This is a genomic window from Rodentibacter rarus (assembly GCF_001998965.1).
Lineage (GTDB): Bacteria > Pseudomonadota > Gammaproteobacteria > Enterobacterales > Pasteurellaceae > Rodentibacter > Rodentibacter rarus.
This window is the reverse complement of the sequence record NZ_MLHJ01000085.1, coordinates 1-19,752: the sequence shown is the minus strand read 5'-3', so window position 1 is coordinate 19,752 and position 19,752 is coordinate 1. Positions and strand designations below refer to the sequence as shown.

Here is a 19,752-nt window from a genome sequence, read left to right as displayed (position 1 = left end):
GTGTGTCCCTACAAGATAACAAAAAGCAACATTGTGCAACTGCTGCATAATACCGAATTTTCCAAACAAAAATGGCGTTTTTAAACGCCATTTTTTCACTTATAAAATCACCGATCCCACAATACTTCTTGTGGCTTCTTTCACTTCTGTGAGTTTCACTCGTACAATATCCCCGATTTTGTAGGTGCGTTCACCTTTAATGTAAAGGGCGAGTTCGTCAGCATTGACTTGGATTTCTTCCTTATTATTGTGAAGAGTAGAGGCAGGCACAAACATAGAAGCGCCATTTTCTAATAATTGAACCCGTAATCCGCCGCTCATCACATCTTGCACTTCTGCCTCAAATTCAGCATTTTCAGCCACTTTATCGGCAAGATAGCGGCAATATAACCAATCAGCAATATCACGCTCTACGAGGCGGTTTTGGCGACGGGCTTCTTGTAATCGGGCGAGTACCTCATCTTGTGGTTTTTCACAAGTCTGTTGGGTGAGCACGGCTTTGATTAAGCGGTGGTTTACCATATCGGAGTATTTACGAATCGGTGATGTCCAAGTGGCATACCCCTCCAAGCCTAAACCAAAGTGTGGGGCGAGCTCTGCTTTAAATTCAGCAAAAGTTAAATAGCGGCGTAAGCGTAGCTCTAAATAATCCCCTTCAATAGGTTCAATATCGTGACGCATTTGGCAATAACCGTTTAGGGTGGATAAATTTTCCACCGAATAACGTTCGTTCAGTTCCGCTTGGTTTTCTTCATTGGCTAAATTTGCCATTAAGAATTGGTGGGCGTTTTCCAAGAATTTTTTATCAAAACCGCTATGGGTGTTGAAAATCCCGGTGTGAGCTTGCTCGTTTAAGAATTGTGCCGCACAAATATTGGCAATAATCATGGATTCTTCCACAATCTGATTAGCAATGCGGCGGTGTTCCGCTTTGATCTCTTGTACTTTTCCATTTTCAGCCAGTACAAAAGAATAGTCCGGTTTTTCTTTAAATAATAATGAATGGGTTTTACGCCAGTTAATTCGGGCGAGGGTGAATTGGTGTAAACGCTGAATTTGTGTGGTTGTTTCCGCCGTTTCCGGTTGCCACGCATCAGGTGTTTGCTCTAAATAATCAGACACTTTGTTATAGGCAAGTTTCGCTTTGGATTGAACATAAGCCGAAACAAAATGCGGTTTAGCGGTGATATTGCCTTGTAAATCCGTTTCAATATAGCAAACTAGGGCAGGACGGGTTTCATTTTCCATTAAAGAGCAGAGTTCATCGGAAAGTTCCCGTGGCAACATTGGGATATTAAAACCGGGCAGGTAATTGGTAAAACAACGTTGCTTCGCATCTTTTTCAATTTGTGAATCAAGAGCGATATAAGCTGTGGGATCGGCAATCGCCACCACTAATTTCCAACCGATTTGCTCCCCATTTTGCGCCACAGGTTCGATATAGAGCGCATCGTCCATATCTTGTGTGCTTTCGCTGTCAATGGTGACAAAATGAAGTGCGGTCAAATCTTCACGAGTTTGTTGATCAAGCATTTCATAGTGATCCGCACCTTGCACCGGATAACGGGATTGTTCGTGGCGGGCGAGAGTGACCCACCAAGGGGCAAACTCATCGTCAGCACGGCAGATAAATTGGTTAATGGTGGCGTAGAAAAAGCGATCATCTCGTAACAGGTGGGTTTTCAAATTAGCGACCACCCAATCCCCTTCTTGCAATTCTTCTTTTACCGATTTGGCTTGTTGTGCACCAATCGGTTGATTAATGCTTGGATGATCCACCAAGACTTGTAATTTCTTGTCTTTATTGAACCGCACTTTGGCAATAAAACGGGTCAACATCGGTTCAATTAAGGATTCCGGCTCTGCTTGTTCTTTATCGCCTTGTTTTTCAATAGTGGCGGTAATTTTATCGCCATGCATCACCTTTTTCATGGCAGGTGGCGCAATAAAATAAGTTTTTTTATCACATTCTAAAAAACCATAGGCTTTATCGGTGCTTTTTACCACACCTTCTACACGTTCTTTGCTTTCGTGAATTTGTTGTTTAAGTTGTGCGAGTAGTGGATTGTTTTGGAACATAGTTATATTTTAAAAAAGAGAAAAGGCAGACCGAAAAGTCTGCCTAGAAATAAATCAAAAGAAAAATTATTCTTCGCCTAATTCACCCATTGCGGTGATGCTGAAACCGGCATCCACATGAACGATTTCACCGGTAATACCGGATGCGAGATCAGAACATAAAAACGCAGCGGAATTACCCACATCTTCGATAGTCACTGTACGGCGTAATGCGGCGGTTTTCTCAAAGGCTGAAAGCATTTTCTTAAAGTTTTTAATGCCTGATGCCGCTAATGTGCGGATTGGGCCGGCAGAAATGGCATTCACACGAATACCTTCTTTGCCTAAATCAGCTGCCATTACACGAGTGGCGGCTTCTAATGAGGCTTTAGCCAAACACATCACATTGTAGTTCGGGATGGCACGTTCCGCCCCTAAGTAAGAAAGGGTGAGTAATGCCGCATTTGGATTTAAATAAGGACGTGCGGCTTGTGCCATTGCCACAAAGCTGTATGCACTGATATCATGTGCAATACGGTAGCCTTCACGGGTGGCGGCATTGACATAATCGCCGTCTAACTGATCGCCCGGCGCAAAGGCGATGGCATGTACGAAGCCGTCAAATTTATCCCAATGTTTGCTTAATTCGGCAAAGCAGTTTTGAATACTTTCATCGGTCGCCACATCTAAAGGAAGGACGATATCAGAGCCAAATTCTTTGGCAAATTCTTCTACACGCGGTTGTAATTTGTCGTTTAAATAAGTGAACGCAAGCTCTGCGCCTTGTTCTTTCATTGATTTAGCAATCCCGTAAGCAATAGAACGATTGCTTGCAAGACCGGTGACTAAAATTCGTTTACCTGTTAAGAAACCCATGTTTTTTCCTATTTGTTAAAAAATACTGCGTAGTATAGTCGAAAAATGGGTTGAATACAAAGCAGACCAAGCGTGCAAAAGAAACTTTATTTTCAACGAAATTTTTCTTTGATTTGAGTCACTATGCCGATAGGGTTGAGTTCAAGGGCTTCACAATAGGCGATAAATTCAAAAACATCTAATCGTCTATCCCCTGTCTCGACTTTGCCTACAAATGAGGAGACAACGCCCATTTTTTCGCATAATGCACGTTGTGATAAACCGAGAGCTTTCCTTTGTTTTAAGAAAATATCTCTTAACCAAAGATGCTCGCTAGAGTGGATTGATAATCTTAAATTTGTCATTGTACCTATTTTAGGTACAAAATTTCTTGAACCTTTTTTAGGTTTAATGTAGAATCATTTTTAAACCTGTTTTAGGTTTTTGTTGTAGTTATTAACTCTTGGAGGATTTATGGGATTTTTAGATGGACTTGGTAAACTTGCTGGTGCTGCAATGAATGAGATAAAAGAAGCTGGGGAAAGATCAAAGGTTTATAAGCAAGAAATGCTTGACAAATCAGATTATGAGCTTGCTCGTATATTTAAACGAGATAACTCACTTTCCCCTATTAGAGCTGGAGCTGCATTGCAGGAATTAAAATCTAGAGGTTATAATCAGGACGAAATAAAGGAGATGGTTCGTAATGCATAGAGGTTTCTTTATGTCTGGAAGTATTAAATTGCCCCACAGTTGCCCTAAATGTGGTGAAACCGCATATACAGCGGTTGAATTACAGGAAAAGTTTGGCTATAGAACAACTAGTTCTAAGAGTGCATCAAATCAAAGTTGGTGTAAAAAATGTAGATCCTAAATTACTAGGAGAGACGTTAATTTTTTATAGGCTATATCAGGAGTTATATCTCCTATATAGCTTATTTATTAGGTGGTTGAAATGTTTGGATTATTTAATAAGCTCTTTGGATCAGAAGAAAATGAAACAAAGAGAACACAGAAAAAGATACATGATATAGTAACATCTATTGAAAATGAACGGAAATCTAAGTCTAAATCTCGTTGGGATTTTGATGATGTTTATAGAAGAGCAACAGAGGAACAGGAGCCTACCTATAAATTTTTGCTTGGTCAAATATACTATTATGGGGATGGTGATATTAAACCTGATTATGAGAAGTCTATTTATTGGTATACAGAGGCAGCTTTGTCTGGGGATCTACCTGCAATGGTTCATTTGGGATGCTTTTATCGAGAGGGAGACTGTGGTGTGGAAATTGATATAGAGAAAGCTAAATATTGGTTTAGAGAAGCTAAAAAAGGAGGATATAATTTAAATAAAGATATATTAGAATTTATTTCAAATTAAATGAAAATTTAGAATTATAAGAGGAGAAATATATCGATAAATTTATTCTCCTCTCAGTATGGCTAACAATTATAGTTTAGACAAAAATCTATAACAATATAGTTAAGCCGGATTATCAATATCCTTAAATTCCACATCAAAACCATATTCTTTGGCTAACCATTCGCCTAAGGCTTTAATGCCGTAACGTTCGGTGGCGTGATGTCCGGCGGCAAAAAAATGGATGCCTTGTTCACGGGCGGAATGAATGGTTTGTTCGGATACTTCCCCTGTAATGAAAGCATCACAACCTTTTGAGGCGGCTAAGTCGATATAGCCTTGCCCCCCTCCGGTGCAAATGCCGATTTTACGGATAAAGTGCGGTCCGTTTTCCGTGCAAATTAACGGTTTACGGTGAAGGGTTTGTTCAATGCGTAAAGCAAATTCCTCCGCCGTGACCGGTTGATTTAATTCGCCCCAAACAGGAATACTTGGTGTGTTATTTTCGAGAGGGCGTAAGTTTTCAATACCTAAAAGTTTGGCAAGTTGTGCATTGTTACCTAATTCGGGATGCACATCTAAAGGCAGGTGATAGCCATATAAATTAATGTCATTGATTAACAGGGTTTTTATCCGTTTGCCTTTCATTCCCCGAATACAAGGCGTTTCACTTTTCCAAAAATAGCCGTGATGGACGAGCAGGGCATCCGCTTGTTGGCTGACCGCATAATTAATTAACGCTTGGCTGGCAGTGACGCCGGTAATGATTTTTTTGATATTTGCTTTGCCCTCGACTTGTAAGCCGTTTGGCGCATAGTCGGAAATTTGGTTTGAATTGAGGGTTTGGTTAAGAAGTTGTTCAAGTTCTAGATTATTCATTGTCAAAGAGAAATGAGAAAAAGATGCCGTATAGTACGAAATTTTCAAAAAAATAACTAGCCAAAAAGAAAGATGAGGGCATTGTGTTTACCCATTTTATGGTCGCCTTTTTATTCAATTCCTACTAATTTATGGGTTTGTAAACTCAGTTGCCATTTTGGCTTCCATTTGTGGGTATGAGAGCGTTGATTGAGTTGACCTAACTGGGTGATGGTTTCCAGTAAATTCATTTTTCCTTCTCTTTCACAAGGAGAAAGATAGTAATGTTCAGCCTGAATTTTTTGTTCGATCAACTCACAAAAAGGCAGGATATTTTCATCCACCACAATACGCACCTCATTGGCAACGCTTAAACATTGTTTTTCATATTTGTGGGCATAAAGTCGCTTAGGGCTGGTGGCGATGTAATCAATTTGCGGCGGAACAGGTTTTAATCCATTGGTTTCAATGGCAAGGAAATAACCGGCTCGTTTGAATTGTTCGAGCAAATATTCAATGTGTGGCACGATAGTGGGTTCGCCCCCGGTAATGATAATATTCTTTGCAGAAAATGACCGCACTTTTGCCAAAATTTGTGAGGCGGATTGGCGTTCAAATTGGTTATAGGCGGTATCGCACCAAGGGCAGGTGAGATTGCATTTTCCAAAACGCACAAAAATACTGGGCATACCCGTATTGAAGCCTTCCCCTTGTAGGCTTTCAAAAATTTCTACGATATTAAAATGTGGTTCTAAAATGTTTTGATTTTTCACCGCACTTTACTCCGAATATTCACAAAAAGAAGTGGGCGTTTCCCACAAGCGAATGGTGGAAACCGGCAATTTTTCATCGTATTTCAAACGATTGAAAATAAAACGGGCCAGTTCTTCAGCAGTGGTGCGGAAAGGGACGCCGAAAGTTTTAGAATGGAGTTCTTGCAGTAATTGAGCAATTTTACTTTCACGCTCGTTGGTTTCATCGTAAATAAAAGCATGATCCATAGGGATTAAAATGGCTTTTTTCACAATCGCTTTGAGATCGGAAAAATCCATCACCATGGATTTTTTCGCACCAATTGGGGATAAATCTCCGCTAATTTCCACTTGTAACTTATAGGTGTGGCCATGCAGGTTTTGACATTTTCCATCATGACCGTCCAACAAATGCGCCATATCAAAACTAAATTCTTTGGAAATTTTAAACATTATTGCTGCCTTTTTGTGCGAGATATTCCGATAAGCCTTGATTGCGTAATCGGCAACTTGGGCATTGTCCGCAGCCCCCTTCGATACCTTCATAGCAGGTATGGGTGTGGGTGCGCACATAGTCTAAGACACCCAATTCATCGGCAAGCTGCCAGGTTTGCGCTTTAGTGAGATACATCAACGGTGTTTTAATGGTGAAGGCATAATCCATAGCAAGGTTGAGCGTGACATTCATAGATTTGATGAACACATCACGGCAATCGGGATAACCGCTAAAATCCGTTTCACATACGCCGGTGATGATGTCTTGAATGCCTTGTCCCTTGGCATAAATCGCCGCATAAAGTAAAAATAAGGCATTTCGCCCATCAACAAAGGTATTGGGAAGTTTGTTATTTTTTTGTTCGATTTTCGCCTGTTTATCCATAAGGGCGTTATGGGTGATGGCATTTATCACCGAGGTATCCATTAGGGTTTGCTTTATGCCGAGATCCTGGGCGATCCAACGGGCTTTTTCCAGCTCAATAGCATGGCGTTGACCGTATTGAAAGGTGATGGCTTCGACATTTTCTTTGCCGTAATCGGCGATAGCTTGGAATAAACAGGTGGTGGAATCTTGCCCACCGGAAAAGATGACAACCGCTTTTCGATTGCGGTTGGGGTTTGAAATATTCATGAGATTGTACCTAGTTTTTTTATGTAGGAGGTTTGCGAACTACAACGTTGAGCGGGCATTTTAGAGATTGTAGGGGATTTTATCAAGTTATCTTGATTTTTTGAGGAAATTTAAAAAATATTAAAAATAATGCTTGCATTGCGTGCCGTTTTAAGCATAAACTCAAAAGCAACTGATTTAAGAGGAATTAACAATGAAAATGAACCGCACTTGTCGCCATCACCACCATACCTGATTATCTTTCGGGTATGGGTGTATGGCCGGAAGAGAACAAAATATCTTCCGAGTGCGATAACATCATAGCAGAACCATAGCCCCTCGGAAGGAAACTTTCGAGGGGTTTTTGTTTATTTAAACTTCAAAAAGCAGGAAAACAATATGACAAACACAACACAAACATCAAATCGTTTACGCATTGCTTTGCAAAAAAAGGGGCGCCTTAGTCAAGATTGTGCCGTACTTCTAAAACAATGTGGGGTGAAAATCAATTGGAATGAGCAACGTTTAATGGCTTATGCAGAAAATATGCCCATTGAAATTTTACGAGTGCGTGATGATGACATTCCTGGACTGATTTTTGATGGCGTCGTCGATCTTGGTATTATCGGTGAAAATGTGCTTGAAGAGGAAGAACTCGGTCGTCTTGCGATGGGAGAGAGGGTGCAATATAAAAAACTCCGTCAGCTTGATTTTGGTGGTTGCCGACTTTCTCTTGCCATTGATCGTGATTGCGATTATCAAGGTGTGCAAGATCTCGCTAATGCCCGTATCGCCACTTCTTATCCGAATTTATTAAAACGTTATATGGCAGAACAAAATGTGCCATTTAAAAGTTGTTTATTAAACGGCTCGGTGGAAGTCGCCCCCAGTGCGGGGATCGCCAATGCCATTTGTGATTTGGTTTCATCCGGTGCAACACTGGAGGCGAATGGTTTAAAAGAAGTGGAAGTGATTTATCGCTCCAAGGCCTGTTTAATCCAGCGTGCAGAAGCCTTATCCACAGATAAACAACGCCTCGTTGATAAGTTGCTTACCCGTATCCAAGGAGTTCAACAAGCGGCTGAATCAAAATACATTATGCTCCACGCCCCGAAAAATAAACTCGAAGAAATTACCGCACTTTTACCGGGCGTTGAAAACCCGACTATTTTGCCCCTTGCCCACGACACTAACCAAGTGGCAATGCACGTCGTCAGTCAAGAAAATCTCTTCTGGGAAACGATGGAGCAACTCAAAGCCATTGGCGCAAGCTCCATTTTGGTGTTACCGATTGAAAAAATGATGAAATAGTGATGATGAGGGAAATGCTATGATTATTACAACCTTAGGGGATAATGCATATCCCTCTACTTGCAGCTATTTAGCAGCTCAAAAACAATACCTGGGTGAAAAAATTATATTATTAGATAGTTTTGAAGCGTGTTTGGAAAGCCTTAAAATTGGCAATTCTGATATATCTATTATTCCGGCAGCTTATCCTAAGCTAAACAGTATTATTATGGATGATAATTTTGAAATAAATAATACTTTTATACATAAAATACCTGATCTTGTTTTATCCTGTAAATATAATGAAAATGAGTTTTCTTGTTTGTATTATCATATAGCGACTCAAATATTATTAAAAAAAATATCAAAGTCATACAAAAATAAACAACTTGTAAACTCTAATACAGAAGCTGCTTTAAAAGTAAAATCATCATCAAGCTATGATTTGTGTATAACTAATAGATTTTGTGCAGAACAACAGTCTTTAATAATATTACAAATATTGAGAAAAGAACTCAAAATGCCATTTCTTTGCTTTTCTAAAAAGGAGAAAAAATGACCTTATCTCTTTTATTTTATTTTACACTTTCCAGCCTATTGATAGCGGCTTTGCCTGGTCCTGCAATGATGCTTACTATTCAAGGTAGTATTGAAAAAGGTTTTAAAAAAGGTGGTGCTATTACACTCGGTATTTTACTTGGCGATGTTGCTTTGCTGAGCGGTGTTATTGTGGGAATTGGTGAAGTGTTAAGTCAATCTCCCAAAATATTGGCAATAATGGGAACGATAGCAAATGGTTATTTAATTTATCTTGGCGTATGTAATTTATGGACACTTCGCCATTTTGTTAATGTAAAGGAAAGTATAATCAATAAATTCAATTGGAAAACAGGTTTTTTCATTACCGTCATTAACCCGAAAACAATTGTATTTTTATTGGCTTATTTTCCTCAATTTTTAGATCCTAAAAGCCTATGGAGTACCACTCAGCAAATGATTTTACTGTCAATTATATTTCTTATTGCTGTTGCGATTGTTATGTTTTTTTACGCTTTTAGTGCTTCTTTAGCAAAACAGTTTTTAAATCGCCCCAATGTACAAAAAATAATGAACCTTACTTTTGGGGTATTGCTCATTTATCTTGGGGTAAATGGTTTTATTCAGCAATAATATAAGGAAACGATATGCAAACACTCATTTGGAACAATTTAAAAACGTCGGAAAAAATGACCGCACTTTCTCGCCCTGCGCAAAAAGTGGGGGAAAGTATTAAACAAGCGGTGGACGCTATCAGTGAAAATGTGGCACGGAATGGTGATGGTGCTTTGTTTGAATTGGCGGAGAAATTTGACAAGGTCAGATTGGAAAAACTCACCGTATCACCGGAAGAGATTGCGGCGGCAAGCGGTCGAATTTCACCGGAACTTTGCCAAGCCATTCAACAAGCAAAAGCGAATATCGAAGCCTTTCACAAGGCACAACAAAATCAAGAAATTGACATTGAAACACAGCCCGGTGTGCGTTGCCAAGTGCTGACCCGTCCGATTGAACGGGTTGGGCTATATATCCCCGGTGGTTCAGCCCCGCTATTTTCGACAGTGCTGATGCTTGCCATTCCTGCAAAAATCGCCGGTTGTAAAAAAATTGTGCTTTGTTCCCCTCCACCGATTGCGGATGAAATCCTTTATACGGCAAACCTTTGTGGCGTGGAAACCATTTACACAGTAGGTGGTGCACAAGCAATTTTTGCAATGGCACAAGGCACAGAAACCGTGGCAAAAGTGGATAAAATCTTCGGGCCGGGCAATGCTTTTGTAACAGAGGCGAAACGCCAAGTGATGCAAGCGGGAACAGCCATTGATATGCCGGCTGGGCCTTCAGAGGTTTTGGTGATTGCCGATGAATTTGCCGCCCCTGATTTTGTTGCAAGTGATCTCCTTTCCCAAGCGGAACACGGGGCAGATAGCCAAGTGATTTTAGTCACCAACAGTGAAACACTGGCAAAAGCGACCGCACTTTCCATTGAAAAACAGCTTGAAAACTTGCCTCGAAAAGAGACCGCAGAGAAAGCCCTCGCCCACAGCCGAATTTTCATTGCGAAAAGTATTGAACAAGCGGTTGAAATCAGCAATGCCTATGCCCCTGAGCATTTAGTGGTACAAACGCAAAATGCCCGTGAATTATTGCCATTTCTAGACAATGCAGGCTCGATTTTCTTAGGGGCATATTCGCCCGAAAGTATGGGCGATTATGCCAGTGGCACGAACCATGTTTTGCCCACCTATGGCTACACCCGTACCTATTCCAGTTTAGGCTTGGCGGATTTCAGTAAACGAATGACCGTACAAGAACTCACCCCACAAGGTTTCCAAGCCCTTGCACCCACCGTCATGGCGATGGCAAGTGCCGAACAGCTTGAAGCGCACAGACTGGCGGTGGAAGTGAGGTTGGCGAAGTTGAAGATGTAATTTGACATTAATAATAATTAATAAAAGGAGAACCAAAATGCAAAACCCAATTGAAATTTACCAAACCCAAGACGGACAAGCCCAAGTGGAAGTGAGGTTTGAAAATGAGACGGTTTGGCTCTCACAGGCTCAGATGGTGCAATTATTCGGACGAAATCAATCTGTGATTTCACGTCATATTGCTAATGCTCTTGAAGAAGGTGAGCTCAATGAAAAAAGCAATATGCAAAAAATGCATATTGCTTCTGCGGATCGTCCTGTGACATTTTACGATCTAGAGACGATTATTTCTGTCGGCTATCGAATTAAATCCCCCCAAGGTGTAGCATTTCGACGTTGGGCAACGGCTCGATTGAAAGATTATCTTGTCAAAGGCTATGCATTGAACCAACAACGTTTGCAACAAAATGCGGTGGAGTTGGAGCAAGCATTGGCATTAATTCAAAAAACCGCACGCTCCTCTGAATTAACAGTGGAGAGTGGCAGAGGATTGGTTGATATTGTCAGCCGTTATGCTCAAACGTTTTTATGGTTACAACAATATGACGAGGGACTTTTAAGCGAACCCAAAACGCAAACGGGTGGCGTATTGCCAACAGTCAATGAAGCACGCTCGGCATTGCAATTGCTTAAGCAACAACTTATCGAAAAAGGCGAGGCTTCTGATTTATTCGGGCGAGAAAGGGAGAGGGGCTAGCCGCTATTTTAGGTAATTTGGATCAAACGGTTTTCGGCGAGCCTGCATATCCGACCATTGAAGCCAAAGCTGCGCATTTGCTTTATTTTGTGGTAAAAAATCATCCTTTTTCGGATGGTAATAAACGTAGCGGCGCCTTTCTCTTTATTGATTTTTTACATCGAAATCACCGATTGTTTAATGCTGAACATCACCCCGTGATAAATGATACTGGCTTGGCGGCACTTACGCTTCTCGTGGCAGAATCTGATCCAAAGCAAAAAGAAACGCTCATTCGGCTGATTATGCATATGCTAAAAAAAGCAGATTAATTTTTCTACAATAAAGGTAAACACAATGAACATCAATAAGTTATCACGTCAAAACATTCAAGCACTTACGCCCTATCAATCCGCACGGCGATTAGGCGGAAAAGGGGATATTTGGCTGAATGCGAATGAATACCCAACTTCACCAAATTTTGATTTAACTGACCGCATTTTTAACCGCTACCCCGAACCGCAACCGCAAGCTGTAGTGGAGGGCTATGCTGCCTACGCCGGTGTTTTGCCTGATAATGTGCTAGTCAGTCGTGGCGGTGATGAGAGCATCGAGCTGATTATTCGTGCCTTTTGCGAGGCGGACGATCAGGTGTTGTATTGCCCGCCTACCTACGGTATGTATGCGGTGAGTGCCGAAACCTGTGGTATTGCCTGTAAAACCGTGCCGTTGACAGCAGATTTTCAACTGAATTTATCGGAAATTGAGCATCAGCTTGACGGTGTGAAAGTGGTGTTTGTGTGCAGCCCGAATAATCCAACAGGTAATTTGCTTAATCGCTCAGATTTGCTAACGCTGTTGCAAATGACCGCAGGGCGTGCGATTGTGGTGGTGGACGAAGCCTATATCGAATTTTGCCCTGAGGCAACAATGGCAACGGAACTGGCGAATTATCCACATTTGGCGATTATCCGTACCCTTTCCAAAGCCTTTGCATTGGCGGGGGTACGCTGTGGCTTTACCCTCGCCAATCCCGAACTGATCCAAATCTTACAAAAAGTGATCGCACCCTATCCACTGCCTGTACCGGTGTCGGATATTGCCGCCCAAGCCTTGCAACCACAAGGGCTAACCCAAATGCAACGCAGTGTTGCCGAACTTCTCGCTAATCGTGCCGATTTGCAAAAAAAACTTGAAAACCTACCGCTTGTGGAGCAGGTTTACCCTAGCCAAGCTAACTACCTTTTGGTGAAATTCAAAGACGGACAAAAAGTGTTTCAATCACTTTGGGAACAAGGGATTATCCTCCGAGATCAACATAACGCATTGAATTTGCAAAATTGTATTCGGATTACCGTGGGGACGAAGGGGGAGAATGAGCGGGTGATTGAGGCGATCAGTGCTTTATCTGGTAAGAAATAAAAATTACTGTAATCCGTGGGTATAAATACCCACGGTTACCCATAGTCGTTCCCCTTGTGGGGGAACAAGTGATAGAAATATTAGTGAGAACAGGCTACCCCAACGGGGTAGATTTATACTTAACCTAGGGTAACTTGTTACCCTAGGGATATGAGTAAACACAGGAGAACAACATGCAACCAACCCTTTTTATCGACCGTGATGGCACATTGATTGATGAGCCGAAAACTGACTTTCAAATCGACAGTTTGGAAAAACTTAAATTTGAGCCAAATGTGATCCCCGCCCTACTGAAACTGCAAAAACGTTACCGCTTGGTGATGGTGAGTAACCAAGACGGCTTGGGGACGGCATCTTTTCCACAAGCGGATTTTGACAAGCCGCATAATGCGATGATGGCGTTGTTTCGCTCGCAAGGTATCGAATTTGATAACGTGCTGATTTGTCCGCATAAGCCCGAAGATCAGTGCGAATGCCGCAAGCCGAAAACCAAACTATTACAAAAATATATCGATAGAAACTTATTCGATCCTGACCGCTCTTTTGTGATTGGCGACCGTGTCACCGATGTGCAATTAGCGGAAAATCTAGGCATTCGAGCATTGCAATATCACCCAGAAAAACTAAACTGGGATCTGATTACAGAAAAATTGTTAGGCGAAGCGGTCACCAATATCGGCAACCGCCCACCACGCCACGCCATTGTTGAACGCAAAACCAAGGAAACGGATATCAAAGTTGAAGTGTGGCTAGACGAAACCGGAGTAAACGACATTAAAACAGGTGTGGGATTTTTCGATCATATGCTCGACCAAATCGCCACCCACGGCGGTTTCCGTATGAACATTTCTTGTAAAGGCGATCTGTGGATTGACGAACATCACACGGTGGAAGACACCGCCCTTGCACTTGGCACAGCATTAAAACAAGCCATCGGCGATAAACGGGGCATTGCCCGCTTTGGTTTTGTGCTGCCAATGGATGAATGCAAAGCCCAATGTGCAATGGATTTATCGGGTCGCCCATTTATTCAATTTAAAGCAGAATTCAAACGGGATAAAGTCGGTGATTTCAGCACAGAATTGACCGAGCATTTTTTCCAATCCATTGCTTTCACTATGCTTGCCACCCTGCACATTAGCGCCTGCGGCGACAACGACCACCACAAAATCGAAAGTTTGTTTAAAGTGTTTGGGAGAACGCTGAGACAGGCGATAAGAGTTGAGGGCGAGGAGTTGCCGAGTAGTAAGGGGGTTCTTTAATGATAATTCTGGAAATATCATTAAATGCTAAATAAACTGGATCATTGGCTTGTTCACTACCCACCTAATCCCGAACTTCGAGGGATAAAACGCTTTGTGGTGGAGTTTTGGTTTTTCGGGTTGAAAGAAGCGAGGGCTTGCCTTTTTGCTGGATTGTTTTTTATCGCAATGTTTGTAATCCCAAAATCAGGGCTATGGGGCATTCCCCGTTATGATATTTTGCTGATTTTTGCCCTAGTAGTGCAAGCGGTGATGTTTTGGGCAAAATTGGAAACCTTAGATGAAATCAAATCCATCACGCTATTTCACTTAGTTGGATTTGTTTTGGAATACTTTAAAACATCAAGCAGTATTCAATCGTGGGCTTATCCTGATTTTGCCTACACCAAAATAGGCGGCGTGCCGTTATTCACAGGGTTTATGTATGCTGCTGTTGGTAGCTACATTATCCAAGCGTGGCGATTACTTGATGTGAAAGTTAAAAGCTATCCACCTTATTGGCTTTCTACCTTGGTGGCTGTGCTTATTTACCTTAATTTTTTTACACATCATTACATTGGCGATTATCGCTGGTATTTAGCCGCCTTTGCTATGGGATTATATGCTCGCACCTATGTTTATTTTACCCCTTACGATCACAAACGCAGTATGCCATTGTTATTTGCTTTTGTGTTAATTGGCTTTTTTATTTGGTTAGCGGAAAATATCGGCACATTTATTGGCATTTGGCAATATCCTAATCAAATGGGGGCGTGGGCAACCGTACATTTAGGTAAATGGGGAGCTTGGTCATTATTGATTGTAATGACGTTTACCATTGTGGCAAATTTGAAACATATTAAACAAACTATTCGGGTTTCTCGGGATTGATACTCATAAAAATTAAAGATAGCAAGGAATATATAATGAAATTAGTCATCATCGATACCGCTTGTGCCAATCTTTCCTCCGTCAAATTCGCTTTTGACCGATTGGGCTATGTGGCTGAGATCACAAGTGATCTCAATAAAATTCAATCTGCTGATAAGCTCATTCTGCCCGGTGTGGGAACGGCTGTTGCGGCAATGAAAAACTTACAAGAGAGAGGGTTGATTGAGGTGATCCAAAACCTCAGCCAACCCGTGTTGGGTATTTGTTTGGGGATGCAGTTAATGACGGCTTGTTCCGAAGAAGGTAACGTGGAAACCCTGAACCTAATGCCAAGCCAAACGGCGTTAATCCCTGATACAGGTTTACCTTTGCCGCATATGGGCTGGAATAAGGTGCATTATGCGGAAGGCTGCCTGCTGTTTGAGGGCATTGAGCAAAATAGCCATTTCTATTTTGTGCATAGTTATGCGGTTAGCCCGAATGATAACACCATTGCTACCAGCCATTACAGTGTGGATTTTTCCGCTGCTATTGCCAAAGGCAACTTCTACGGTGTGCAATTCCACCCCGAACGCTCGGGCAAAAATGGGGCGTTGTTGTTACGGAATTTTGTGGAGAATATATAAGGATAAAATCTTATGCAAAAGACAATAAGAAAATTATCTCAAAATCAAAAAGTTATAAAATTTTTGAAAGATAATTCTAATAAAAAATTTACTGCGAGAGAAATAGCGGAAAATATTACTCAACTCTATGAACAAGAATATGAGCTAAAAAGAAAACCTTTTTCATCGCATAATGATTTTATTAGTCAAGTTGTGTCAGAAATAGGATGTAATAAAGATTATTTGATTAAAGCAAGTATTCAATTACAGGATAAGCCTAGACCAAGAGTATTTTGGTATGATTCAGAAGAAATTAAAGTTCCAGGAAAGGAATTGGTTAATAAATTTTCTGAAAAAGATCTCTATCCATTATTGATCGAATTTTTGAATAATGAATTTGGATTATTCTGCCTGAGAATAAATGAAAAAACATCAAGTAATTTAAAAGGTTTAAATGGTAATAAATGGTTACACCCTGATATAGTTGCAATGCAGGTGCTTGATAAAGAATGGGATAGTGCAGTTCAAGATTGTGCGAAAGCCAGCTCAGGTCAAAATGTCAAACTTTGGTCATTTGAAGTGAAAAAAGAATTGACAAGTTCAAATGTAAGGGAAAGTTTTTTTCAAGCTGTCAGTAATTCCAGTTGGGCTAATGAAGGATATTTAGTTGCAACATCAATTCCAGATAATATATTAAATGAGCTTAGAATTTTATCTTCATTACACGGTATTGGCGTAATACTATTAGCCGAAAAAGACATTAGTGAAAGTGATATATTATTACCAGCAAAACAAAAAATAGAAGTTGATTGGCAATCCGTTAATAGAATTGTGAAAGAAAATAAAGATTTTAAAGAATATATTGATTATATTTCTGTTTATTATAGAACAGGCAAGATTTTTAAAAATAATTGGAATAAATAGCAGGAATAAACACAATGAATAAATCAATTATTATCCCCGCCCTTGACTTAATTGACGGTCAAGTTGTGCGGTTATATCAGGGCGATTATGCCCAAAAAACCTTATATAGCGACAATCCCGTGGCACAATTTCAGGATTATGTAAAGCAGGGGGCAAAACAACTTCATTTGGTCGATTTAACCGGGGCGAAAGACCCAACTAAACGCCAAACTACGCTGATTGGGGAAATTATCAATCAAGTCCAATGCCCGATCCAGGTAGGTGGTGGTATTCGCTCAGAGCAAGATGTGGCGGATTTATTGGCGGTTGGCGCAAATCGTGTGGTGATTGGTTCAACAGCGGTTAAGCAACCTGAATTAGTCAAGAGCTGGTTCAATCAATACGGTGCAGAAAAGTTCGTATTGGCGTTAGATGTCAATATTGATGCAAGCGGTCAAAAAATCATTGCGGTTAGTGGCTGGCAGGAAGCCAGTGGTGTTTCTCTTGAAGCCTTAATTCAAGATTTCCAAGCCGTAGGCTTACAGCACGTTCTCTGCACCGATATTTCCAGAGATGGCACATTGGCAGGCTCAAACGTAGCGCTTTATCGTGAAATTTGCAGTGCTTTCCCAGAGGTGCAATTTCAGTCTTCAGGTGGAATCGGCAGCCTTGCGGATATTGAAGCCTTGAAAGGCACAGGTGTAGCAGGTGTGATTGTTGGGCGGGCGTTGCTTGAAGGAAAATTTAATGTGGTGGAGGCGATCAAATGTTGGCAAAACGGATAATTCCTTGTTTAGATGTGAAAGATGGGCAAGTAGTGAAAGGTGTGCAATTTCGCAACCACGAAATTATCGGTGATATCGTTCCGCTCGCCCAACGTTATGCCGAGGAAGGCGCAGATGAATTGGTGTTTTATGACATCACGGCTTCATCGGACGGTCGCACCGTGGATAAAAGCTGGGTAGAACGAGTGGCACAGGTGATCGATATTCCCTTTTGCGTGGCAGGCGGTATCAAGACGGTAGAAGAGGCGGAAAAACTGTTTGCCTTTGGGGCGGATAAGATCTCGATCAATTCGCCCGCCCTCGCTGATCCCGATCTGATTTCGCGCCTTGCGGATCGTTTTGGTGTGCAAGCGGTCGTGGTGGGGATTGATAGTTGGTTTGAGCAGGGAACGGGCAAATACTGGGTCAATCAATATACAGGCGATGAAAAACGCACCCGCCAAACCCAATGGCAGCTGCTTGACTGGGTCAAAGAAGTGCAGCAACGGGGAGCCGGTGAAATTGTGCTGAATATGATGAACCAAGATGGTGTACGAAAGGGTTACGATCTGGAACAGCTTAAAAAAGTGCGGTCGGTTTGCAATGTACCTTTAATCGCTTCTGGCGGTGCAGGCGAAATGGTACATTTCCGTGATGCCTTTATTGAAGCGAATGTGGATGGTGCATTGGCGGCGAGTGTATTTCATAAGCAGATTATTCAGATTGGCGAGTTAAAGGATTATTTGATGACTCAACATGTAGAAGTAAGAAAATAGGAAATTAAAATGGAGATGAGTACAGTAAATATTATTCTTGGCATTGTTTTTATTTTCTTTTTATTTTTAATAAAAGAATTAGCAAAATCAAAAAGTAAAAACAAATACCGGAAAAAAAGAATACCGAAATTCTCCAATGATTATTTTAATGATAAAAATTTACTGGAAACACAAAATGAGCGGATTAAATCATTATTAAATACCGATTTAAAATCGGTTTCTTTAATGAATAAGGAAGAGTTTTTAATTTTTCAATCTCTTGAAAAATTATTAAATGAAAGATTTGTTAAACAAAAATATCGTTTATTTACGCAGGTTGGTTTAGGAGGATTCATTAAAACCAAAAAATCAGAAAGAATTTGTTCCGAAGATGAAAGAAAAGCATTTTTTTCAATTAATCAACTGAGAGCGGATTTTCTTATTATTGATCGTTTTGGAAAGCCGGTATTAGTAATTGAATATCAAGGAACAGGGCATCGATTAAATAATTCAACAGATCGGGATACAAGAAAACGTTATGCTTGTAATAAAGTAGGCATAGAACTAATTGAAATTTTAGGTAAAGAAGATCAGAGTTATTTAAATAAAGTGATTTTGTTTTTAGATAATCACCAAAATAAATTAAGATAAGGATTAAATATGATAGAGATAAGTCAAATCAACTGGCAAAAAGTCGATAATTTACTACCCGTTATCGTCCAAAACGTAACAACGTGCGAAGTGCTAATGCTCGGTTATATGAACCATGAAGCATTGGAAAAAACCTTAAATGAAAAGCGGGTGACTTTCTATTCACGCACCAAACAACGTTTATGGACAAAGGGAGAAACCTCAGGCAATTTTTTAAATGTGGTGGATATGAGCTTAGATTGTGATAAGGATACTTTGCTGATTTTAGCCAATCCTATCGGAGCGACTTGCCACACGGGAGAGGAAAGTTGCTTTCATCAATTTGACACCCAATCGGAAGGGGATTGGACGTGGTTTAGTAAATTGGAACGCACGCTTGCTGAGCGAAGAAATGCCTCTCCTGAAACCTCTTACACCGCACAACTTTATGCGAAAGGCACGAAGAAAATCGCCCAAAAAGTCGGGGAAGAAGGGGTTGAAACCGCTTTAGCAGCGATGACAGGTGATTCCGAAGAATTAATCGGTGAATCGGCGGATTTGGTTTATCATTTAACCGTGTTATTACATCATCAAGGGCTGGAATGGCAGGATGTGATTGCAAAATTGCAAGAACGCCACAAAGGGATAGGGTTACATCCGGAAGGTTCAAATAAATAACGCTGTGGAATAATCTGTGTTGTGTTACAATTCGCACCGGTTTTTTTGAAGTAAAGGTAAAAGTAGTATGAAAAAATTATTATTCGTTATTGTCGGTGCATTGATCGTTTCAGCTTGTGCTAATAAAGATGTGTATTTTAATGGTTCGGAAGGCTCTCATTCAGGAATGAAATTTGATAAAGATACTCGTCATTGGGGCGTCAATCGTTAATAATCCATTGGAAAGTGCGGTCGAAAATCACAATGAATTTTGACCGCACTTTTTCTTTCCCGGGTATTATGTAGCAAATGCACAAAACAGAAATTTTAACCAATACGTAGGGACACACTGCGTGTGTCCGTTATAAAATCAAATTATTTCAATCGGTTAAAATTCGGACACACGCAGTGTGTCCGTTATAAAATCAAATTATTTCAATCGGTTAAAATTCGGAC

At 40.8% G+C, this 19,752-nt stretch carries 23 protein-coding genes, 1 pseudogene, 1 riboswitch and 1 other annotated feature; of the genes and pseudogenes, 17 read left to right on the top strand and 7 right to left on the bottom strand.

Annotation, left to right across the window (positions count from 1 at the left end):
* Nucleotides 1-99: 99 nt before the first annotated feature.
* The 3 genes from rnb to BKK50_RS08590 form a co-directional block, all read right to left on the bottom strand.
* The gene (rnb, locus tag BKK50_RS08600; RefSeq protein ID WP_077417234.1) at nt 100-2,079 is read right to left on the bottom strand and encodes an exoribonuclease II; all 1,980 of its coding nucleotides are present in this window, start codon (nt 2,077-2,079) and stop codon (nt 100-102) included.
* 66 nt (nt 2,080-2,145) lie between these two features.
* Nucleotides 2,146-2,934, bottom strand: a complete 789-nt coding sequence (locus BKK50_RS08595) for an enoyl-ACP reductase FabI (RefSeq protein ID WP_077417232.1) — start codon at nt 2,932-2,934, stop codon at nt 2,146-2,148.
* A 92-nt stretch (nt 2,935-3,026) separates the two neighbouring features.
* A complete protein-coding gene (locus BKK50_RS08590; protein ID WP_077417231.1) occupies nt 3,027-3,278 on the bottom strand; it encodes a helix-turn-helix domain-containing protein in 252 nt (83 codons plus the stop codon).
* Between the two features lie 109 nt (nt 3,279-3,387).
* Here BKK50_RS08590 and BKK50_RS08585 point away from each other — a divergent pair, with 109 nt between their 5' ends.
* Together BKK50_RS08585 and BKK50_RS08580 are read left to right on the top strand one after the other, a co-directional pair.
* Complete coding sequence (locus tag BKK50_RS08585) at nt 3,388-3,627, top strand: hypothetical protein (RefSeq protein WP_077417229.1); 240 nt, start codon at nt 3,388-3,390, stop codon at nt 3,625-3,627.
* 241 nt (nt 3,628-3,868) lie between these two features.
* Nucleotides 3,869-4,297, top strand: a complete 429-nt coding sequence (locus BKK50_RS08580) for a tetratricopeptide repeat protein (protein ID WP_077417227.1) — start codon at nt 3,869-3,871, stop codon at nt 4,295-4,297.
* A 102-nt stretch (nt 4,298-4,399) separates the two neighbouring features.
* Here BKK50_RS08580 and BKK50_RS08575 read toward each other — a convergent pair whose 3' ends face one another.
* The 4 genes from BKK50_RS08575 to queC form a co-directional block, all read right to left on the bottom strand.
* Nucleotides 4,400-5,155, bottom strand: a complete 756-nt coding sequence (locus BKK50_RS08575) for a Nif3-like dinuclear metal center hexameric protein (RefSeq protein WP_077417225.1) — start codon at nt 5,153-5,155, stop codon at nt 4,400-4,402.
* 110 nt (nt 5,156-5,265) lie between these two features.
* Nucleotides 5,266-5,907, bottom strand: a complete 642-nt coding sequence (locus BKK50_RS08570) for a 7-carboxy-7-deazaguanine synthase QueE (protein ID WP_077417223.1) — start codon at nt 5,905-5,907, stop codon at nt 5,266-5,268.
* 6 nt (nt 5,908-5,913) lie between these two features.
* Complete coding sequence (queD, locus tag BKK50_RS08565; RefSeq protein WP_077417221.1) at nt 5,914-6,339, bottom strand: 6-carboxytetrahydropterin synthase QueD; 426 nt, start codon at nt 6,337-6,339, stop codon at nt 5,914-5,916.
* Complete coding sequence (gene queC / locus BKK50_RS08560) at nt 6,332-7,015, bottom strand: 7-cyano-7-deazaguanine synthase QueC (RefSeq protein WP_077417219.1); 684 nt, start codon at nt 7,013-7,015, stop codon at nt 6,332-6,334. Before queC ends, queD begins: the two co-directional genes overlap by 8 nt.
* 4 nt (nt 7,016-7,019) lie before the next feature.
* A riboswitch (PreQ1 riboswitch) is annotated at nt 7,020-7,064 on the bottom strand.
* A gap of 167 nt (nt 7,065-7,231) precedes the next feature.
* Nucleotides 7,232-7,363: a sequence feature (His leader region), on the top strand.
* Between the two features lie 30 nt (nt 7,364-7,393).
* Between queC and hisG the strand changes: the two genes are divergently transcribed.
* From hisG to BKK50_RS12320, 15 genes and pseudogenes are all read left to right on the top strand, one after another.
* The gene (hisG, locus tag BKK50_RS08555; RefSeq protein ID WP_077417217.1) at nt 7,394-8,305 is read left to right on the top strand and encodes an ATP phosphoribosyltransferase; all 912 of its coding nucleotides are present in this window, start codon (nt 7,394-7,396) and stop codon (nt 8,303-8,305) included.
* Between the two features lie 19 nt (nt 8,306-8,324).
* Nucleotides 8,325-8,843, top strand: coding sequence for a type 2 periplasmic-binding domain-containing protein (locus BKK50_RS08550; RefSeq protein WP_077417215.1), 519 nt, complete (start codon nt 8,325-8,327; stop codon nt 8,841-8,843).
* Nucleotides 8,840-9,454: a LysE family translocator gene (locus BKK50_RS08545; protein ID WP_077417213.1), complete on the top strand. Its 615-nt coding sequence runs from the start codon at nt 8,840-8,842 to the stop codon at nt 9,452-9,454. The genes BKK50_RS08550 and BKK50_RS08545 overlap by 4 nt, the downstream gene beginning before the upstream one ends.
* A gap of 14 nt (nt 9,455-9,468) precedes the next feature.
* Nucleotides 9,469-10,752, top strand: a complete 1,284-nt coding sequence (gene hisD / locus BKK50_RS08540) for a histidinol dehydrogenase (protein WP_077417211.1) — start codon at nt 9,469-9,471, stop codon at nt 10,750-10,752.
* A 37-nt stretch (nt 10,753-10,789) separates the two neighbouring features.
* Nucleotides 10,790-11,760: pseudogene (locus tag BKK50_RS08535) on the top strand (virulence RhuM family protein/type II toxin-antitoxin system death-on-curing family toxin).
* A gap of 25 nt (nt 11,761-11,785) precedes the next feature.
* Complete coding sequence (hisC, locus tag BKK50_RS08530) at nt 11,786-12,850, top strand: histidinol-phosphate transaminase (protein WP_077417209.1); 1,065 nt, start codon at nt 11,786-11,788, stop codon at nt 12,848-12,850.
* A gap of 173 nt (nt 12,851-13,023) precedes the next feature.
* On the top strand, nt 13,024-14,112 hold the full coding sequence (hisB, locus tag BKK50_RS08525; protein WP_077417207.1) for a bifunctional histidinol-phosphatase/imidazoleglycerol-phosphate dehydratase HisB: 1,089 nt from the start codon (nt 13,024-13,026) through the stop codon (nt 14,110-14,112).
* A gap of 24 nt (nt 14,113-14,136) precedes the next feature.
* Complete coding sequence (locus BKK50_RS08520; RefSeq protein WP_077417205.1) at nt 14,137-14,982, top strand: DUF817 domain-containing protein; 846 nt, start codon at nt 14,137-14,139, stop codon at nt 14,980-14,982.
* A 35-nt stretch (nt 14,983-15,017) separates the two neighbouring features.
* Nucleotides 15,018-15,608, top strand: coding sequence for an imidazole glycerol phosphate synthase subunit HisH (gene hisH / locus BKK50_RS08515; protein WP_077417203.1), 591 nt, complete (start codon nt 15,018-15,020; stop codon nt 15,606-15,608).
* A 12-nt stretch (nt 15,609-15,620) separates the two neighbouring features.
* The gene (locus BKK50_RS08510; RefSeq protein WP_167366644.1) at nt 15,621-16,511 is read left to right on the top strand and encodes a COG2958 family protein; all 891 of its coding nucleotides are present in this window, start codon (nt 15,621-15,623) and stop codon (nt 16,509-16,511) included.
* 14 nt (nt 16,512-16,525) lie between these two features.
* On the top strand, nt 16,526-17,275 hold the full coding sequence (hisA, locus tag BKK50_RS08505) for a 1-(5-phosphoribosyl)-5-[(5-phosphoribosylamino)methylideneamino]imidazole-4-carboxamide isomerase (RefSeq protein WP_077417201.1): 750 nt from the start codon (nt 16,526-16,528) through the stop codon (nt 17,273-17,275).
* A complete protein-coding gene (gene hisF, locus BKK50_RS08500) occupies nt 17,257-18,030 on the top strand; it encodes an imidazole glycerol phosphate synthase subunit HisF (protein WP_077417199.1) in 774 nt (257 codons plus the stop codon). The genes hisA and hisF overlap by 19 nt, the downstream gene beginning before the upstream one ends.
* A gap of 9 nt (nt 18,031-18,039) precedes the next feature.
* Entirely contained in the window at nt 18,040-18,660 is a 621-nt protein-coding gene (locus BKK50_RS08495) for a DUF2726 domain-containing protein (protein ID WP_077417197.1), read from the top strand.
* A gap of 12 nt (nt 18,661-18,672) precedes the next feature.
* Entirely contained in the window at nt 18,673-19,317 is a 645-nt protein-coding gene (hisIE, locus tag BKK50_RS08490) for a bifunctional phosphoribosyl-AMP cyclohydrolase/phosphoribosyl-ATP diphosphatase HisIE (RefSeq protein ID WP_207551842.1), read from the top strand.
* Nucleotides 19,318-19,384: 67 nt separating this feature from the next.
* Nucleotides 19,385-19,528: a membrane lipoprotein lipid attachment site-containing protein gene (locus BKK50_RS12320; RefSeq protein ID WP_122983457.1), complete on the top strand. Its 144-nt coding sequence runs from the start codon at nt 19,385-19,387 to the stop codon at nt 19,526-19,528.
* Nucleotides 19,529-19,752 lie beyond the last annotated feature (224 nt).

Bases quoted from the DNA above. Each gene is read 5' to 3' on its own strand.
- rnb (WP_077417234.1), bottom strand. From the start codon at position 2,079: ATGTTCCAAAACAATCCACTACTCGCACAACTTAAACAACAAATTCAC.
- BKK50_RS08595 (WP_077417232.1), bottom strand. From the start codon at position 2,934: ATGGGTTTCTTAACAGGTAAACGAATTTTAGTCACCGGTCTTGCAAGC.
- BKK50_RS08590 (WP_077417231.1), bottom strand. From the start codon at position 3,278: ATGACAAATTTAAGATTATCAATCCACTCTAGCGAGCATCTTTGGTTA.
- BKK50_RS08585 (WP_077417229.1), top strand. From the start codon at position 3,388: ATGGGATTTTTAGATGGACTTGGTAAACTTGCTGGTGCTGCAATGAAT.
- BKK50_RS08580 (WP_077417227.1), top strand. From the start codon at position 3,869: ATGTTTGGATTATTTAATAAGCTCTTTGGATCAGAAGAAAATGAAACA.
- BKK50_RS08575 (WP_077417225.1), bottom strand. From the start codon at position 5,155: ATGAATAATCTAGAACTTGAACAACTTCTTAACCAAACCCTCAATTCA.
- queD (WP_077417221.1), bottom strand. From the start codon at position 6,339: ATGTTTAAAATTTCCAAAGAATTTAGTTTTGATATGGCGCATTTGTTG.
- queC (WP_077417219.1), bottom strand. From the start codon at position 7,015: ATGAATATTTCAAACCCCAACCGCAATCGAAAAGCGGTTGTCATCTTT.
- hisG (WP_077417217.1), top strand. From the start codon at position 7,394: ATGACAAACACAACACAAACATCAAATCGTTTACGCATTGCTTTGCAA.
- BKK50_RS08550 (WP_077417215.1), top strand. From the start codon at position 8,325: ATGATTATTACAACCTTAGGGGATAATGCATATCCCTCTACTTGCAGC.
- BKK50_RS08545 (WP_077417213.1), top strand. From the start codon at position 8,840: ATGACCTTATCTCTTTTATTTTATTTTACACTTTCCAGCCTATTGATA.
- hisD (WP_077417211.1), top strand. From the start codon at position 9,469: ATGCAAACACTCATTTGGAACAATTTAAAAACGTCGGAAAAAATGACC.
- hisC (WP_077417209.1), top strand. From the start codon at position 11,786: ATGAACATCAATAAGTTATCACGTCAAAACATTCAAGCACTTACGCCC.
- hisB (WP_077417207.1), top strand. From the start codon at position 13,024: ATGCAACCAACCCTTTTTATCGACCGTGATGGCACATTGATTGATGAG.
- BKK50_RS08520 (WP_077417205.1), top strand. From the start codon at position 14,137: ATGCTAAATAAACTGGATCATTGGCTTGTTCACTACCCACCTAATCCC.
- hisH (WP_077417203.1), top strand. From the start codon at position 15,018: ATGAAATTAGTCATCATCGATACCGCTTGTGCCAATCTTTCCTCCGTC.
- BKK50_RS08510 (WP_167366644.1), top strand. From the start codon at position 15,621: ATGCAAAAGACAATAAGAAAATTATCTCAAAATCAAAAAGTTATAAAA.
- hisA (WP_077417201.1), top strand. From the start codon at position 16,526: ATGAATAAATCAATTATTATCCCCGCCCTTGACTTAATTGACGGTCAA.
- hisF (WP_077417199.1), top strand. From the start codon at position 17,257: ATGTTGGCAAAACGGATAATTCCTTGTTTAGATGTGAAAGATGGGCAA.
- BKK50_RS08495 (WP_077417197.1), top strand. From the start codon at position 18,040: ATGGAGATGAGTACAGTAAATATTATTCTTGGCATTGTTTTTATTTTC.
- BKK50_RS12320 (WP_122983457.1), top strand. From the start codon at position 19,385: ATGAAAAAATTATTATTCGTTATTGTCGGTGCATTGATCGTTTCAGCT.